This window comes from Vibrio sp. M260112 (assembly GCF_036533775.1).
In the GTDB taxonomy this organism is placed as follows: domain Bacteria; phylum Pseudomonadota; class Gammaproteobacteria; order Enterobacterales; family Vibrionaceae; genus Vibrio.
In genome coordinates this window covers 50,014-65,655 of sequence record NZ_JATABH010000022.1, presented here as the reverse complement: position 1 = coordinate 65,655, position 15,642 = coordinate 50,014, and the positions used below count along the sequence as shown (strand labels likewise).

General features: G+C 45.9%; 11 protein-coding genes, 1 pseudogene and 1 riboswitch. Of the genes and pseudogenes, 9 read left to right on the top strand and 3 right to left on the bottom strand.

All coding sequences use genetic code 11. The features are described 5' to 3' along the window. Positions 1 to 172: 172 nt before the first annotated feature. Positions 173 to 799 carry a peptide-methionine (S)-S-oxide reductase MsrA gene (msrA, locus tag QTN95_RS11485; RefSeq protein ID WP_138973858.1) on the bottom strand — a complete coding sequence of 209 codons (627 nt, stop codon included), beginning with the start codon at positions 797 to 799 and terminating at the stop codon, positions 173 to 175. Positions 800 to 915: 116 nt separating this feature from the next. Between msrA and tamA the strand changes: the two genes are divergently transcribed. The 3 genes and pseudogenes from tamA to QTN95_RS11470 form a co-directional block, all read left to right on the top strand. Continuing rightward, entirely contained in the window at positions 916 to 2,631 is a 1,716-nt protein-coding gene (gene tamA / locus QTN95_RS11480; RefSeq protein WP_331417572.1) for an autotransporter assembly complex protein TamA, read from the top strand. Then, positions 2,628 to 6,401 (top strand): autotransporter assembly complex protein TamB, encoded by a 3,774-nt coding sequence (gene tamB / locus QTN95_RS11475; RefSeq protein ID WP_331417571.1) that lies wholly within the window; start codon positions 2,628 to 2,630, stop codon positions 6,399 to 6,401. The genes tamA and tamB overlap by 4 nt, the downstream gene beginning before the upstream one ends. Before the next feature lie 86 nt (positions 6,402 to 6,487). Continuing rightward, positions 6,488 to 6,652 (top strand): annotated as a pseudogene (locus QTN95_RS11470) (DUF2799 domain-containing protein); the annotation flags it as partial. A 45-nt stretch (positions 6,653 to 6,697) separates the two neighbouring features. Here QTN95_RS11470 and fbp read toward each other — a convergent pair. Then, positions 6,698 to 7,714, bottom strand: a complete 1,017-nt coding sequence (fbp, locus tag QTN95_RS11465) for a class 1 fructose-bisphosphatase (protein ID WP_138973855.1) — start codon at positions 7,712 to 7,714, stop codon at positions 6,698 to 6,700. A 308-nt stretch (positions 7,715 to 8,022) separates the two neighbouring features. Between fbp and mpl the strand changes: the two genes are divergently transcribed. The 5 genes from mpl (at position 8,023) to thiQ (ending at position 13,549) form a co-directional block, all read left to right on the top strand. Beyond that, the gene (gene mpl / locus QTN95_RS11460) at positions 8,023 to 9,375 is read left to right on the top strand and encodes a UDP-N-acetylmuramate:L-alanyl-gamma-D-glutamyl-meso-diaminopimelate ligase (protein ID WP_138973854.1); all 1,353 of its coding nucleotides are present in this window, start codon (positions 8,023 to 8,025) and stop codon (positions 9,373 to 9,375) included. Positions 9,376 to 9,389: 14 nt separating this feature from the next. Continuing rightward, positions 9,390 to 10,013, top strand: coding sequence for a flavin prenyltransferase UbiX (locus QTN95_RS11455; RefSeq protein WP_138973853.1), 624 nt, complete (start codon positions 9,390 to 9,392; stop codon positions 10,011 to 10,013). A gap of 53 nt (positions 10,014 to 10,066) precedes the next feature. Beyond that, positions 10,067 to 10,187: riboswitch (TPP riboswitch) on the top strand. A 52-nt stretch (positions 10,188 to 10,239) separates the two neighbouring features. Further along, positions 10,240 to 11,247, top strand: a complete 1,008-nt coding sequence (gene thiB / locus QTN95_RS11450; RefSeq protein WP_331417570.1) for a thiamine ABC transporter substrate binding subunit — start codon at positions 10,240 to 10,242, stop codon at positions 11,245 to 11,247. A gap of 9 nt (positions 11,248 to 11,256) precedes the next feature. Beyond that, positions 11,257 to 12,861 carry a thiamine/thiamine pyrophosphate ABC transporter permease ThiP gene (thiP, locus tag QTN95_RS11445; protein ID WP_331417569.1) on the top strand — a complete coding sequence of 535 codons (1,605 nt, stop codon included), beginning with the start codon at positions 11,257 to 11,259 and terminating at the stop codon, positions 12,859 to 12,861. Further along, positions 12,845 to 13,549 carry a thiamine ABC transporter ATP-binding protein gene (gene thiQ / locus QTN95_RS11440; protein WP_331417568.1) on the top strand — a complete coding sequence of 235 codons (705 nt, stop codon included), beginning with the start codon at positions 12,845 to 12,847 and terminating at the stop codon, positions 13,547 to 13,549. Before thiP ends, thiQ begins: the two co-directional genes overlap by 17 nt. Before the next feature lie 62 nt (positions 13,550 to 13,611). Here the strand turns inward: thiQ and yjgA are convergent, their stop codons facing one another. Next, positions 13,612 to 14,139 carry a ribosome biogenesis factor YjgA gene (gene yjgA / locus QTN95_RS11435; protein WP_331417567.1) on the bottom strand — a complete coding sequence of 176 codons (528 nt, stop codon included), beginning with the start codon at positions 14,137 to 14,139 and terminating at the stop codon, positions 13,612 to 13,614. 108 nt (positions 14,140 to 14,247) lie between these two features. On the opposite strand from yjgA, the gene pmbA reads away from it, so the two are divergent. Next, positions 14,248 to 15,591: a metalloprotease PmbA gene (gene pmbA / locus QTN95_RS11430; protein ID WP_331417566.1), complete on the top strand. Its 1,344-nt coding sequence runs from the start codon at positions 14,248 to 14,250 to the stop codon at positions 15,589 to 15,591. The last annotated feature ends 51 nt before the right edge of the window (positions 15,592 to 15,642 follow it).

Below are 15,642 nucleotides of genomic sequence, written 5' to 3'. Positions count from 1 at the left end.
AAAGTTGCCCGGAAGCAAGAAATGCACCGAGGGGACTGTGAACAATCACAAATGATGAAAAATCAGAAAATACCCCACTGCTACAGAGGGGTCGTTCGCAACAGTATGGTTTGCTATCCAGTGCGTTGCGAACACGTTAAGTGATAGGATCTGGCCCAAATGGGTTTTGTTCTTACTGGGGAGGAAAACAGACTCCAGTACCACCCAAACCACAGTAGCCGTCGGGATTTTTAGCCAGATATTGCTGGTGGTAGTTCTCTGCGTAATAGTACTTACCCGCGGGCAGAATCTCAGTGGTGATCGATTGCACATCGTCACCCAGTAGAGCTTGGTAAGCCTGTTTGGAAGCACTGGCGGTTTGATACTGTTCGTCACTATATACATAAATAGCAGATCGGTATTGAGTGCCGAGGTCATTACCTTGACGCATACCTTGAGTAGGATTGTGTTTTTCCCAAAAAGCATGCAACAGTTGTTCAAAAGAGATCACTTGAGTATCAAAGACAACACGAACGACTTCAGTATGTCCTGTCTGACCACTACATACTTCTTGATAAGTTGGATTCGGTGTGAAACCACCAGAATAGCCGACCGATGTGCTGACTACGCCATCGAGTTGCCAAAAAAGTCGTTCAGCTCCCCAAAAACAGCCCATACCAAATAGAACTTGTTCGCAACCTTGTGGAGGTTCAGCGGTCAAACTGGATTGATTGACGAAATGACTATCGTCGATGGTGAGTGGTGTGTTTCTGCCTGGCAGCGCTTCTTGCGCGGTAATCATAGTTTGTTTGTTGAGCATCGTGAGTTTCCTTGCTGTGTATTATGAGATAGACCGCCTAGTTGACTGTTTTCATACAGACTTATTTTTTTTCAGGCGTTATTATTGCCTAACGTTATGGAGATAGATAATTAAGCATGATCATCAAACCTTTACCAGTCCTAATCACCCTAGCTTCACTCACGTTTCCAGTGTGGGCAAATGAAGTTGATCTCAAGATCAATGGTGTCGATGGTGTACTATTGGACAATGTAGAAGCTTATCTATCTTCGATTCCTGAACAAGACTATGAAGTCAGCCTTAGGTTTAAAGCACGTTTAGAGCGTAACTTCACTGAATCACTAAATGCACTGGGTTACTACCATCCTAGTTACGATTTTAAAGTCTCTGATGATCAAAAACTGGTGACCGTTAATATTGATCCTGGCCCAGTAACGACCATAGCGCAGTTGGATATCCAGATAACAGGTGAAGCAGAGAATGATCCTGAGTTTCAAGCCTTGATTGAGAAAAGTGGTTTGCAGCAGGGGAGTGCTCTGCAACACAATCATTATGACTCACTCAAAAGTTCGATTCGTAACCTTGCCTTGCAGAGAGGGTATTTCGAAGGCGAGTTTACGCAGAGCCGTCTCGAAGTTGCCCCTAGCCTAAATCAGGCGTTTATCCGACTCGAGTTTAATAGTGGTATTCGCTACCATTTTGGCGCGAATAGCATTACTGGAAGCCAAATCGAAGATGATCGCGTTGAGTCAATTTCACCATACAAGCAGGGAGAACCTTACTTGGTGGCTAAGGTGGGCGAGTACAATCAAAACCTGTCCAATACCGACTGGTTTTCGTCAGTATTTGTGGAACCAGACTTGACTCAATTGGGCGAGGCAAGAGAACTGCCAATGAAAGTCTCTCTCGCGCCTCAGGCGAGAAACCAGCTTGAAACGGGTCTTGGCTATTCGACGGATGTGGGTGTCCGTGGATCATTAAAATGGAAGAAACCCTGGGTAAACAGCCGAGGTCATAGCTTTGACAGTAGTTTTTCTCTCTCTGCGCCTGAGCAGACGATCACCGCCGGTTATCGCATTCCGTTAGACGACGTATTGAAAGAGTACTACCGAATTCAATATGGTATGAAAAACCTTGATAGCCGTGACACCAAAAGTCTGGAATCCAATCTTGCTTTGGAGAGGCACTGGGTGTTGGATAATGGCTGGCATAGAACGCTCTACATAAGATATCTACTGGAGAACTATGAACAGGGCTTACAAGATGACAATGCGCAGTTCCTTTTACCTGGTATCTCCTTTTCACGTAGTCGAATTCGAGGCGGGGCTATGCCAATGTGGGGTGACCGACAGAGCTTAACCGTTGAGTATGGTGACCCTAGTATGTTGTCAGAGACGCGAGTGACGCGTTTGCTGGGCGCGATGACGTGGATTCGCGGTGTAGGTGAAAACCACCGAGGCATTTTCCGTATTGATGGTGGTGCTAACTTTGCTGAAGAGTTTGAGAAACTATCGCCATCTCTACGTTTCTTCGCTGGTGGTGACAACAATTTACGTGGTTATGGCTACGAATCTATCTCGCCAACAGATGCCAGTGGCGCTTTGACAGGTGCTAAGTATTTAGCGACCAGCTCACTGGAGTATCAATACCGAGTTTATGGTAACTGGTGGGGGGCCGTCTTCTATGATGTAGGTGACGCATTTAATGACACACCGGATCTAAAACGAGGAACAGGGGTTGGTATTCGTTGGGCTTCCCCCGTCGGACCAATTAGATTCGATTTTGCCTGGGGCTTAGACGCGGCAAAAGGCGATGAATTCCAGATCCACTTTACCTTAGGACCTGAACTATGACCCATGTTGTAATTAAGTGGTCAAAATGGATATCACTGATCTTTGCCGCATTAATGGTAGTGATTTTACTGGCATTGGGTGGATTGCTTTTTACCAATACCGGATTGAATCTTGCTCTATGGGGGGCTGAGAAATTTGTTCCTCAGCTAACGGTTTCTTCGACTCAGGGAGCGCTATTCCCTCGCTTTACGTTACATGGCGTCGTATTCAAAGATGACGACTTGCAAGTAGACACAAAGATTACCTCGCTTACTTTGGCCGTAACGCCAACGTGTCTCACTGAACCGAGAGTGTGTATCGATGAGTTAGCCATTAAAGGTCTGAATTTTTCTATGCCGCAGTTGCCTCCTTCAACTCCCGAGACAGAAACTGCGCCAGAAACGGCAACAACAAACATTACGTCACCAGTTCCAATAAAAGTGAGTTGGCTTAAGCTTGAAGATATTAATTTCGATGTGCTTGGAAACCAGATCTCTTGGCGTTTATTTACGTCGAGCGCTTCTTTTCAGGGTAATCGCTTACGCATTAACAAGACCAAGTTTCTCGACCCATTAGTCAAGCTTGCCCCAAGCTCAGATGAAGAAAGTAAGAATCCCCAAGAGTCGCCAGCATCTCCGACGACGGAAGAGGCACAAGCGATCACTCTACCAGAAGTGAAATTGCCGCTTCAGGTTGAACTCGTACGTCTCGATGTTGAAAACTTCAAGCTTGATCAAGAGACGCCGATCATTGTCAACCATCTTGGCCTTGCCGCCAAAGCGAAAGGTTCACAGGTCGTTATTGATACTTTAGAACTCGACATGCCTCAAGTTGAGGCGCAATTAAAAACAGACATTAAACTGAGCGGTGACTATCCGTTGTCGCTTGCACTAGATGCAACCATTAAAGAAGAAATTGCTGCGGGACAAAAGATAGATTTAAAAGTGTCAGGTAGTGTCGCGGATTTAGGATTAGCGGCGAACTTAACGGGTTTGGCTCAAGCTCAGTTATCTGCTCAATTACAGCCGTTAGAACCGAATGTTCCTTTTGATATCTCGTTGCTAAAAGCTAAAGCACAATGGCCGATGATTGGGAAAGGTGATTACTTTGTTTCTCTCGACGAGTTAAAGGCTAAGGGTTCATTAGATGGATACCAACTCTCTCTTATCACCGATGTAAAAGGTAAAGATGTTCCTGATGTTGGGGTGTCATTGCAAGGTGAGGGAGATTTGTCTCATGTTAATCTGAGTAAAATCGATGTCGATACACTCGGAGGCTCCGTGTCTGGCGACATAATGGCTGATTGGAGAGCTCCTGTGAACTGGGCCGCTAACTTATCTCTCACTCATATACAACCTGGGCTGCAATGGCCTGAAGCGGAAGGTGATATAAGTGGTGTTATTTCAACAACAGGTGCACTTACTGAACAAGGTGGCTGGACGATTGAAGTACCTAAGCTCGACATTGACGGTATCTTGCGCGATTACCCTCTCAATATCGAAGGAGCGCTGAGCGCTAAAGATAGCAAGGGCAACGGTGAGTTAAGTTTGCGCACTACCGGACTCGTATTGTCACATGGTCCGAATAGCATTAAAGCAAAAGGTGAATTGGATAAAGAATGGCGTCTTGATCTGGCGATAAACTTTCCTGATTTGATCAAAACCGTTCCCGATTTGCAGGGTAAAGCCGTGGGAAATGTCTCATTGCGTGGTGTGTTGAAAGAGCCGAAAGTTGGCCTTGCGTTAAACGTTTCGGCTGTTGATTGGCAAAAGCAAGCTCAAGTAGCAAAGATTGAGCTCAAAGGCAGTGTAACACCACTTCCCACTCCGAGTGGTCAATTAGCGTTGAAAGTCACTCAAGCTAAATATCAAGACTACCGAGTTGATAATGTCAGCATGAATTTTTTGGGCACACAACAGCAGCATCAGTTGCAGCTTGATGTTATTTCGAATATTGCCTCAACCAGTTTTGCGCTCAATGGTGTTCTGGTGGATAAGCCTGATTTTGTATGGAACGGCACCCTAGAGCGGATGAATATCTCTTCACAACAGGGTGAATGGCGTCTAAACCAAGCCACCAAACTGGGCTTTGAGATGGCGACGCAGCAAGTTGCAGTCGCTGCTCATTGTTGGCTTCAGGCGGATTCTAGCTTGTGTCTCGATAAGGATATTAAGGTCGGTCAAAGCGGCGAAGCAGCGTTGAGCCTTACAAGCTTCAACTTCGAACAGATAAAGGCTTTTCTGCCCAAAGAAACGCTCATCAAAGGTGCCGCCAATGCAAATGTGTGGGCTAAATGGGCTCCGGATAGTGCTCCGCAGCTCAAAGCTTCCGTCGATTTAACTCAGGGACAGGTAACGCAACAACTCGAACAGCCAGTTAAGATCGGTTGGGAGAATGTTAACCTCAATGCTAACTTAGTCGACAATAAGCTCGAAGCAGACTGGATGTTGGACATTAGCAACAATGGTGATATCTCAGGTAACGTTACGATTCCTAACGTTTTAGAGAAAGATAAGCAGTTAGATGGCCGTTTTAAATTGAGCACATTTAACCTAGATTTCTTGGCGCCGATAATTGGTGAGTACAGTAAGTTAGAATCCAATCTAAGTACGGATCTACAGATTAGCGGTTCAGCGTTACATCCCAAGGTGAATGGTCAGTTTGTTGTCGATGATATCTTGCTTCAAGGGGAGATCTCACCGGTCGAAGTTGATTCAGGACGTGTAGCTATTAATTTTGCGGGTTATGACGCTTCATTGGCCGCGACCATCCATACCCCAGATGGGAACCTAGAAGTTTCCGGTGACGCGGATTGGAATGACCTGAAAGATTGGAACTCCAACATTCGAGTCTTTGCAGAGGAGTTATTGGTTAACGTTCCGCCAATGGTGAAGATCAAAGTGCAACCGGATATGACCATTTCTGCTTCGCCAAAGGTCGTCCGAGTAGATGGAGACATCGCATTACCTTGGGGACGAATTGTGGTTGAAGAGTTACCGCCAAGTGCGGTCGGAGTGTCCAAAGATCAGGTTTTACTGAACGATGATCTAGAGCCGATTGAATCGGAAAGTAAAGTCCCATTTGCACTAGAAACCAATATCAATATTAAGATTGGCGATGATTTTAAGTTGTCTGCATTTGGTCTTGAAGGTGGTTTGGTTGGTAAGCTCAATGTTGCACAAAAAGACAAAGGACCATTTGTAACGGGTGAAGTTAACATCACTAATGGTTCGTACCGTTCATTTGGTCAGGATCTGATTATCAATGAAGGTAAGATCTTAATGAATGGTCCTGTTGATCAACCGTATGTGCAGATTTCTGCTATTCGAAATCCGGACAACACGCAAGATGATGTGACGGCAGGTGTTAAGGTGACAGGACCAGCCAGCGAGCCGACAGTGACCATCTTCTCTGATCCTGCGATGCCACAGGCAAATGCACTATCCTATTTGCTCAGGGGGCAGGATATTGATGGTGAGGCCGGGGGGAATGCCATGACCACCACTTTGATTGGATTGAGCTTGGCCAAGAGTGGCCGTGTTGTCGGTGAGATCGGACAAGCGTTTGGTGTACAAGATCTCCAACTTGATACAGCAGGCTCCGGCGATGACTCGCAGGTAACGGTGAGCGGCTATATTTTACCTGGGCTACAGGTGAAGTATGGCGTCGGTATTTTTGATTCAGTGGGTGAGTTTACTGTGCGATATCGATTAATGCAGGATCTCTACTTAGAAGCAATTTCCGGTGTAGATAGTGCAGTGGATGTACTGTATCAGTTTGAATTCAACTAAGAGCGAAGGGTTATATACAGCAATCTGAGAGGTAACTTGCCAAGCTAGATAGCGGCAGCTTTTTTAATCAGGCACTTTATGACGCCTACACCAAAGGTTATCAACAAGGGCGTCTTAATTACTGCGGGCAGAATGCTTATATGTTGGGCGTGCAAGGAAGACCTTATCAGGGTATTTGCGATCAGCTCGATCCCTTCTTTAGTCAAGATTATATATCAGGTCGAAACTCTACTGCGGGGTCGATGTTCTAACCTAGAAAAAGAGCCGACAACTGTCGGCTCTTTTGTGTGCAAAGGTTAGTTTTCTTCGCGATTAAGCTCTAAAAACTCTTCGACCTTTTTCACCATGTTTTTCGACCCGACAAAGAAAGGGACGCGCTGGTGAAGCTCGGTAGGTTTGATGTCCATGATTCGGTTTACACCGTCAGAGGCAACACCGCCCGCTTGTTCAATGATATAAGCCATAGGGTTACACTCGTACAATAGACGAAGTTTACCGTTTGGGTGGCTTTGCGTACTTGGGTAAAGGTAGATACCGCCCTTGAGTAAGTTACGGTGGAAGTCAGCAACGAGTGAGCCGATATAACGTGAAGTATATGGGCGATGTTCACTTGGGGCGTTTTCCTGACAGTACTTGATGTATTTCTTCACGCCAAGAGGGAAACGAATGTAGTTACCTTCGTTAATCGAGTAGATGCTTCCATCTTGTGGGATCATCATATTCTCGTGAGAAAGGCAGAACGTACCTAGCGATGGATCGTAGGTAAAGCCATTAACCCCGTTACCTGTTGTGTATACCAACATGGTTGAAGAACCATAGATAACATAACCTGCAGCAACTTGTTTGTGGCCTGGTTGAAGGAAATCTTCTTCTGTCGGTGGTGTGCCGATAGGGGACACACGACGGTAGATTGAGAAGATAGTACCAACAGAAACGTTAACGTCGATGTTGGAAGAACCATCTAGTGGGTCCATCAAAACAACGTACTTAGCATTTTTGTTGAGTTCTTTATTAAACGCTACCGCTTCATCTTCTTCTTCACTCGCGACACCGCACACTTGATCTCGAGCTTCAAGAGCGGCTTTAAATTTGTCGTTAGCATAAACATCTAGCTTTTGCTGGTCTTCGCCTTGAACATTCGCAGTGCCAACAGCACCAGTAATATCACCTAGGCCAGCTGCGTTAATTTCTCGGTTAACAATTTTGGCCGCAAGACGAATAGAAGAGAGTAGGGATGATAGATCACCGCTAGCGTGGGGGAAGTCCGCTTGCTTTTCAACAATGAACTCGCCAAGGGTGCGCATTCCAGACATGGTTTTTCCTTTAAAAAGTCGCTCAAAAATATGGGGGGATGGACAGTGTCTATCTCTTACGGATCTTGAATCAGTGCCCGTGTTAATTCTAAAAGTAAGATCTTTTTATTGGTAATGAACTAACTGCTTGAGATCTCAATTTATTTGTCGACTCATCTTCGGCTTGCATTGATGACCGTGCCAGTTTGTGTGGATGAAGAGTAATCAACTGAATGGGTTAACATCATTATTGGTGATCAAAGTAGTTCGCTTTTCAGTGCTTTGTCGCCATAATGAACAGATAATTTTTGCCTAGGACAAAGTCAGTTATGCACATTCATATCTTGGGAATATGTGGCACCTTCATGGGTGGCGCAGCGATACTCGCTCGTCAGCTTGGACACAAAGTGACAGGTAGTGACGCGAATGTTTATCCACCGATGAGTACGTTGCTGGAATCGCAAGGTATTGAAATCATAGAAGGCTTTGACCCATCTCAGCTTGACCCAGCACCGGATCTGGTTGTTATCGGTAATGCAATGAGTCGAGGTAATCCGTGCGTTGAGTACGTGCTAAACAGCCAAATTCGTTACACTTCTGGACCGCAATGGTTGCAAGAGTTTCTACTCCATGACCGTTGGGTGCTAGCGGTGTCGGGTACACATGGCAAGACAACGACTTCGAGCATGCTTGCTTGGATCTTAGAGGACTGTGGCTATCAGCCAGGATTTCTTGTTGGTGGCGTACTAGGAAACTTCGGTGTTTCAGCACGTTTAGGCGAAAGTGTCTTTTTTGTCGTCGAAGCAGATGAATACGACAGTGCTTTTTTTGACAAGCGTTCTAAGTTTGTACATTACCACCCACGCACTTTAGTGATGAACAATCTTGAGTTCGATCATGCGGATATCTTTGATGATTTAGAAGCGATTAAGCGACAATTCCATCACCTTGTTCGTACCGTTCCTGGAAATGGTCGTATTCTCGCGCCTAAGCAAGATGCTGATCTTGCCGATGTATTAGAACGCGGTTGCTGGAGTGAGACTGAATTTAGCGGTGAAGAGGGCGATTGGCAGGCTGAGAAGCTGATTGTAGATGGTTCTCAGTTTAAGGTGTTCTTCCAAGGCGAAGAAGTGGGTATTGTTCGATGGGACTTGGTTGGTGACCACAACGTCGATAATGCCTTGATGGCGATTGCAGCGGCGCGCCATGTCGGAGTGACACCAGATTTGGCCTGTGAGTCATTGGCTAAATTTATTAATACTAAGCGTCGTCTGGAACTGAAAGGTGAAGTGAACGGTGTGACCGTCTACGACGATTTTGCTCATCATCCTACCGCAATTGAACTTACCCTAGGTGGATTACGTAACAAGGTCGGCAAAGAGAAAATTATTGCGGTATTGGAACCGCGCAGCGCAACGATGAAACGTGGTGTTCATAAGGAAACCTTAGCGGCATCATTGGCAACCGCTGACGAAGTGTTTCTTTACCAGCCTGACAACATTGATTGGTCGGTGGAAGATGTAGCCAATCAGTGCCACCAACCTGCCCAAGTGAGCGCACAGATTGATGAACTTGTGGAGAAGATCGTGACGAGTGCGAAAGCGGGTGATCACATTCTTGTGATGAGCAATGGTGGCTTTGAAGGTATTCACACTAAGCTGGTGGATAAACTGGCTCAATAACGTAGTTTTAAAGAATGAACAAACAACATAAAGCCATCACTTTAGCTTTTACTGGAGCATCCGGTGCGCCTTACGGATTGCGGCTTTTAGAGTGCTTACTTGCTGCGGACTATCAAGTTTATCTGCTGATTTCGTCTGCCGCTCGTGTGGTTCTCGCTACCGAGCATGATCTGAAATTGCCCGCTCACCCTGAAGCCACACAGCAAGCGTTGGTTGACCATTTTAAATGTGCCCCAGAAAAACTGGTTGTCTGCGGCAAGGATGACTGGTTTTCTCCTGTTGCTTCGGGATCTGCTGCACCAAAACAGATGGTAGTGTGTCCTTGCTCAGCCGGTAGTGTAGCCGCGATTGCACATGGGATGTCGGATAATCTTATCGAGCGAGCAGCGGATGTGGTGATGAAGGAGCGTGGACAGCTTCTTTTGGTGGTGAGGGAGACTCCGTTTTCGACTCTTCATTTGGAAAACATGCTCAAATTGTCGCAGATGGGTGTCACGATTATGCCTGCGGCTCCAGGTTTTTATCATCAACCCAAGTCGATAGAAGATCTTGTCGATTTCATGGTCGCACGTATTTTAGATCATCTTGGCATTGAGCAGGGCTTAGTACCGCGTTGGGGATATGACCAACGTAGTTAAGAGTTCCTCTCATCAACTCTAGCTATTGAGTCACATAACTATTACAATTTGTCCGTTACTCATCGGGGAGCGATAGAGGCCATTTATATTGGACTCAGCTGAGATCGAGCTTTGCTCGGGACCCGTGTACCTGAACCAGATAATGCTGGCGTAGGAATTGAGTCTGGACATCCTTAACCACATTGTCCCTCAAGCCTGTGCCGCTCATACAAGGAGAGAGCGAGCAGTGAAAACCACTCTAAATACCATTTCAATCAGTACTCTGGCTGTTGTTAGCCTAACGTCCTTTTCTGCTCTTGCAGCAGACAAAACCTTGACTGTTTACACTTACGATTCCTTCGCCGCGGATTGGGGTCCAGGCCCTACGGTAGAAAAAGCATTCGAAGCACAGTGTGGCTGTGACGTTAATTTTGTCGCGTTAGATGATGGTGTATCGATACTAAATCGCTTACGTCTAGAAGGGGAAAACAGCAAAGCGGACATCGTTTTGGGGCTAGACAACAACTTAATGGCAGAAGCGAAGAAAACGGGTTTGCTTAGCCAACATAATGTCGATACCAGTGCTGTGACTCTGCCGAATGGCTGGGATGACAAGACCTTTGTTCCTTATGACTTTGGCTATTTTGCTTTTGTTTACAACAAGGAAAGATTGGCGAATCCACCTAAGAGCTTGAAAGAGTTGGTTGAATCTCGTGACGATCTTAAAGTTATCTACCAAGACCCACGTACTTCAACGCCGGGACAAGGTTTAATGTTATGGATGAAGTCCGTCTACGGTGATGACGTTTCTCAGGCATGGCAAAAGTTAGCGAAAAAAACCGTTACCGTAACCAAAGGCTGGTCAGAAGCGTACTCGATGTTCCTTGAGGGTGAATCTGATTTGGTTCTTTCGTACACCACTTCACCTGCTTATCATTTAATTGCTGAAAACGACGCGAAATTTGCGGCAGCAGACTTCGCTGAAGGTCATTACACTCAAGTGGAAGTGGCAGCCAAAGTTAAGGGTTCAAAAAACGAACAGCTTGCTGATGAGTTTATGAATTTTATCCTCAGTGACGGTTTCCAATCGGCGATGCCAACGGGTAACTGGATGTATCCAGTAACGGGAGTTGCATTACCGAAAGGTTTTGAGACTCTGACAGTACCAAGCAAAGCTCTCGGTTTTAGTGCTGATGAAGTGGCGGATAATCGCAAGTCATGGATTCGTGAGTGGCAAAGCGCATTAACTTTCTAAGGTTGTCTTTTGCGTAACATTCCCAAAATAGGCATTTGGGTCGCGATATTTATCGCGGCCTTTGTTATTTCTGCCTTAGGTGCATTGCTAGTCAATGCGCCAACTCTCGATGTGAGTCATGTTTGGAGCGATCCTTACTATCGTCATGTTACCAAGTTCAGCTTCTACCAGTCATTCCTTTCGACTGTGATCAGTGTAGGTTTGGCGATTCCTGTGGCGCACGCGCTATCGCGGCGACAGTTCCTAGGCAAAGCGTTATTACTCAAGCTGTTTGCGACCACGCTCGTTTTACCTGTGCTGGTTGGTGTTTTTGGGCTACTGGCTATTTATGGCAATAGTGGTTTAGTGGCTCAGTTATTTACCAGTTTAGACAGTAAACTCCCATTTTCGATTTATGGGTTGAATGGTATTTTGCTTGCCCATGTGTTCTTTAATCTTCCTTACGCAACCCGTCTGTTATTACAAGCTTTAGATTCGATTCCTCAGCAACAGCATAAGCTTTGTGCTCACCTCGGGATGGGGCACTGGGACAAATTTCGTTGGGTTGAATGGCCCCGTATTCGACAACAGCTCCTACATGTCAGTGGTTTGGTCTTTATGCTTTGCTTTACGAGTTTTGCAACAGTAATGGCATTAGGGGGAGGCCCAAAATCAACCACTATTGAGCTTGCCATTTATCAAGCGATTAAATTTGATTTTGACTTACAGGCCGGTGCTCTGCTGGCGATCTGGCAGATGATGTTGTGTGGTGTTATGGCTTTGGCTATTCAACGCTTAGCTAAACCTATGGCGGTGACGCCAGGTAGCCAGTCTAGATATGTCTATCTATGTAAAGACACTCGGGCATCTAAGTGTTGGGACTGGGGGTGGATATGTGCTGCGATGTTACTTGTTTTGCCTCCGTTACTGATGGTGGTGTTGAGTGGTCTCAATCAGCAGGCGCTAGAGATATTTAGCGATGGCCGTTTTTGGTTGGCGTTATGGGCATCGGTAAAAGTTGCAACGCTGGCTAGCTTTGTCGCGGTGATAGCGGGTGTCTCGATATTGATTACTAGCCGTAGGTTTAGGCTCAATAAACGGGAAAAGAGCGCGGATCATATAGAGTTGATCGGGACGATTATTCTTGTCACTCCTGGGCTAGTGATTTCAACAGGTGTGTTTCTATTACTGCGCAGTTTTACCGATGTGTTTAGCCTTGCGTTCTTTGTTGTCGTAGCTGTAAATGCCTTGATGGGGCTGCCTTATGTGATAAAAACATTAGCTCAGCCGATGCTGCATATAGAACAGCAATACCAATATGTATGTGCCAGTCTAGGAATGAAAGGGTGGCAACGTTTTCGGGTTGTCGAATGGAAAGCGCTCAAGAAGCCGCTCGCCCATGCATTTGCAATTAGCTTTATGTTTGCCATCGGTGATCTAAGCGCGATTGCCTTGTTCGGTAGCCAAGAATTTCGCACACTACCACTGTATCTTTTCCAACTCCTTGGTAGCTATCAAATGGACGCTGCAGCGGTAGTCTCCTTAACGTTATTAATGCTCAGTGTCGGTTGTTTTGCTGTGATTGAGAAACTGCTTAAAGCGAATTCAAAGGTAAATTATGTTAGCGCTGACTAAAGTCGATTATTACTACCATGATGAGTTGTTTCATTTTGATGTGAGTATCGCACAAGGTTCTGTTGTGGCTTTGATGGGGCCTAGTGGTGCTGGTAAATCGACACTGTTGGCCTTAGTTGCGGGTTTTATTGAGCCTAGTAGTGGGCGGATTGAAGTAAACGGTGTCAATCTTGTGGGGCAAGAACCTCATCAACGTCCTTTTGCTATGTTGTTTCAAGAACACAACTTATTTGCTCATTTAACAGTAAGGCAGAATATTGCATTGGGCTTACACCCTGGCTTGAAATTGACTGCCGAGCAGAATAAACAGGTGGAACAAGCGGCTAAGCAGGTTGGCGTTGAGGAGTACCTTGAGCGTTTACCAGAGCAACTCTCAGGTGGTCAACGTCAGCGAGTTGCTTTGGCTCGTAGCTTCGTCCAGCCTCATCCCATCTGGTTACTTGATGAACCTTTCTCAGCTCTCGATCCGATTCTACGTGAGGAAATGCTGGGACTGGTTAAAACCTTAGCAAGAGAGCGACAAATTACCGTATTGATGGTGACTCATCATATTAGTGATGCCAGAGCAATTGGTAGTGATTTTATCTATGTTGCTAATGGAAAAGTGGAAGTGACGGGCAAGATAACGGAGTTGTCGTCACAGCATCAAAATGTATCGTTTAGTGATTTTGTTAGAGCAGGGGAATAGCTCTAACAAAAAGGCCGATGGATGACATCGGCCTTTAGAGTGCGTTTAATTGAAGAGGCTAATTAGCGCGCCGCTTCATTTAATGCTTTTAACATTTGAAAAATTTCGCGAGATGCCTTTGGTGGTTTATTCGCTGATTTTTCCTTTGCTGCCTGACGCGCTAGCTGACGAAGACGCTGACGATCTGCATCGGGATATAGTTCTACTGCATCATTGATAGCAGCATCACCTTTCTCGATGATACGGTCGCGCAACAGCTCAAGTTTGTGTAACTCTGCGGTTGCTTGAGAGTGTTTGTTTCGTACTTTATCCAGTGCAGCTTGCAGCGGCTCTGGATCTTCTAAACGCATCAGTCTACCAATGTACTGAAGCTGACGACGACGAGCTTCGTTTTTGAAACGTTGCGCGTCTTTGATTGCGTCTGCAAGGTCTTCACTGAGTGGAAATTTTTCAAGCACCGAAGGTTTCAGGCTAACGAGTTCTTCACCCAACTTTTGAAGCTCGTCCATATCGCGTTTCATTTCGGTTTTACTAACCCAAATGATCTCTTCTTCCTCTTCCCATGGCGCTTTTTGATTCTTACGTGCCATCTTTCTGCCTTATTTGAACATCTATTTCTCTATTTTAACAAGAATCGTGGGGAGAAAGCGAAATTCTTGTTATTCTAATGGCAATTGATTTTGAGAAATTAAGTAAATATGGACGTAAGACAGCAAGTTGCTCAACAAAGAGTTGAGTTAGAAGCAGCAGTGGCAAAAGCACTGGAAATGGCAGCAGAGAAATCTGATGCTGCAGAAGTGGCCATAAGCAAGACGACGGGCTTAAGTGTATCGACTCGTATGTGCGAAGTGGAGAACGTTGAGTTTAATAGCGATGGTGCTCTAGGTATTACGGTATATCGCAATCAACGCAAAGGCAGTGCGTCAACATCTGACTTGAGCGAAAAGGCGATTCAACAGACTGTACTTGCTGCGCTTGATATTGCTCAGTACACATCGGAAGATCCGTATGCAGGGCCAGCGCCTAAAGAATTGATGGTTAAAGAAATCCCAGATCTTGACCTGTTCCACCCTGATACGCCTGATCCTGATGTTGCTGCGCAAATCGCGATTGCTGCTGAGCGACAGGCTTTGTCTTACAGCGATAAGATTAAACAGAGTGATGGTGCAAGCTATGACAGCCACTACGGCTTGAAAGTTTATGGTAACAGCCACGGCCTATTGGCGAGTTATGCATCTAGCCGACACAGTACGAGCTGTTGCGTGATTGGACAGGGGCGTAATGGCGAAATGGAACGTGATTACAGCTATACCGTCGCCCGCCATAAAGATGATTTATGGACGCCAGAAGTGGTTGGCCAGAAAGCGGCTGAGAAAACGGTCAGCCGTCTCGATGCGCAAAAAATGAAAACAGGTAAATACCCAGTGATGTTCGCTGCTGACGTTGCCACTGGATTGCTAGGGCATCTCGTGATGGCGATCAGTGGAGGCAATCTTTACCGTAAATCGTCATTCTTACTTGATCATCTTGGCAAACAGATTCTTCCTGAGTGGTTTAGTGCCTCGGAGCGCCCTCACGTTCTTCGAGGTCTTGCCTCGACGCCATTCGATAGTGAAGGGGTTTTCACTCAAGATCTTGAAATCATTACCGATGGTGTACTTGCAACATATCTTCTTACTAGTTACGCAGCACGTAAGATGAACATGACGCCGACAGGCCATGCTGGTGGCATCCATAACTGGTTTGTAAAATCGACAGGTCAGAACTTCGAGCAAATGCTGAAAGAGCTAGGCACGGGGTTATTGGTCACCGAAGTAATGGGTCAAGGCGTGAATGTTGTCACTGGCGATTACTCTCGTGGTGCTGCGGGCTTCTGGGTTGAAAACGGTGAGATTCAATATCCGGTGTCTGAAATCACCATTGCGAGTAACTTGAAAGAGATGTTTAACCAGATTGTTGCGGTGGGCAATGATGTTGAAACTCGCTCCCAAATCCAGACTGGGTCAATCTTGCTTGAATCGATGAAAGTCGCAGGCGAATAAGGTAAACCTTTGAGCTTGAAGGGTTGGTATAGTGTGCCAACCCTTCAAAAT

Coding starts and splice junctions, on each gene's coding strand:
- msrA (WP_138973858.1), bottom strand. CDS start 799: ATGCTCAACAAACAAACTATGATTACCGCGCAAGAAGCGCTGCCAGGC.
- tamA (WP_331417572.1), top strand. CDS start 916: ATGATCATCAAACCTTTACCAGTCCTAATCACCCTAGCTTCACTCACG.
- tamB (WP_331417571.1), top strand. CDS start 2,628: ATGACCCATGTTGTAATTAAGTGGTCAAAATGGATATCACTGATCTTT.
- fbp (WP_138973855.1), bottom strand. CDS start 7,714: ATGTCTGGAATGCGCACCCTTGGCGAGTTCATTGTTGAAAAGCAAGCG.
- mpl (WP_138973854.1), top strand. CDS start 8,023: ATGCACATTCATATCTTGGGAATATGTGGCACCTTCATGGGTGGCGCA.
- QTN95_RS11455 (WP_138973853.1), top strand. CDS start 9,390: ATGAACAAACAACATAAAGCCATCACTTTAGCTTTTACTGGAGCATCC.
- thiQ (WP_331417568.1), top strand. CDS start 12,845: ATGTTAGCGCTGACTAAAGTCGATTATTACTACCATGATGAGTTGTTT.
- yjgA (WP_331417567.1), bottom strand. CDS start 14,139: ATGGCACGTAAGAATCAAAAAGCGCCATGGGAAGAGGAAGAAGAGATC.
- pmbA (WP_331417566.1), top strand. CDS start 14,248: ATGGACGTAAGACAGCAAGTTGCTCAACAAAGAGTTGAGTTAGAAGCA.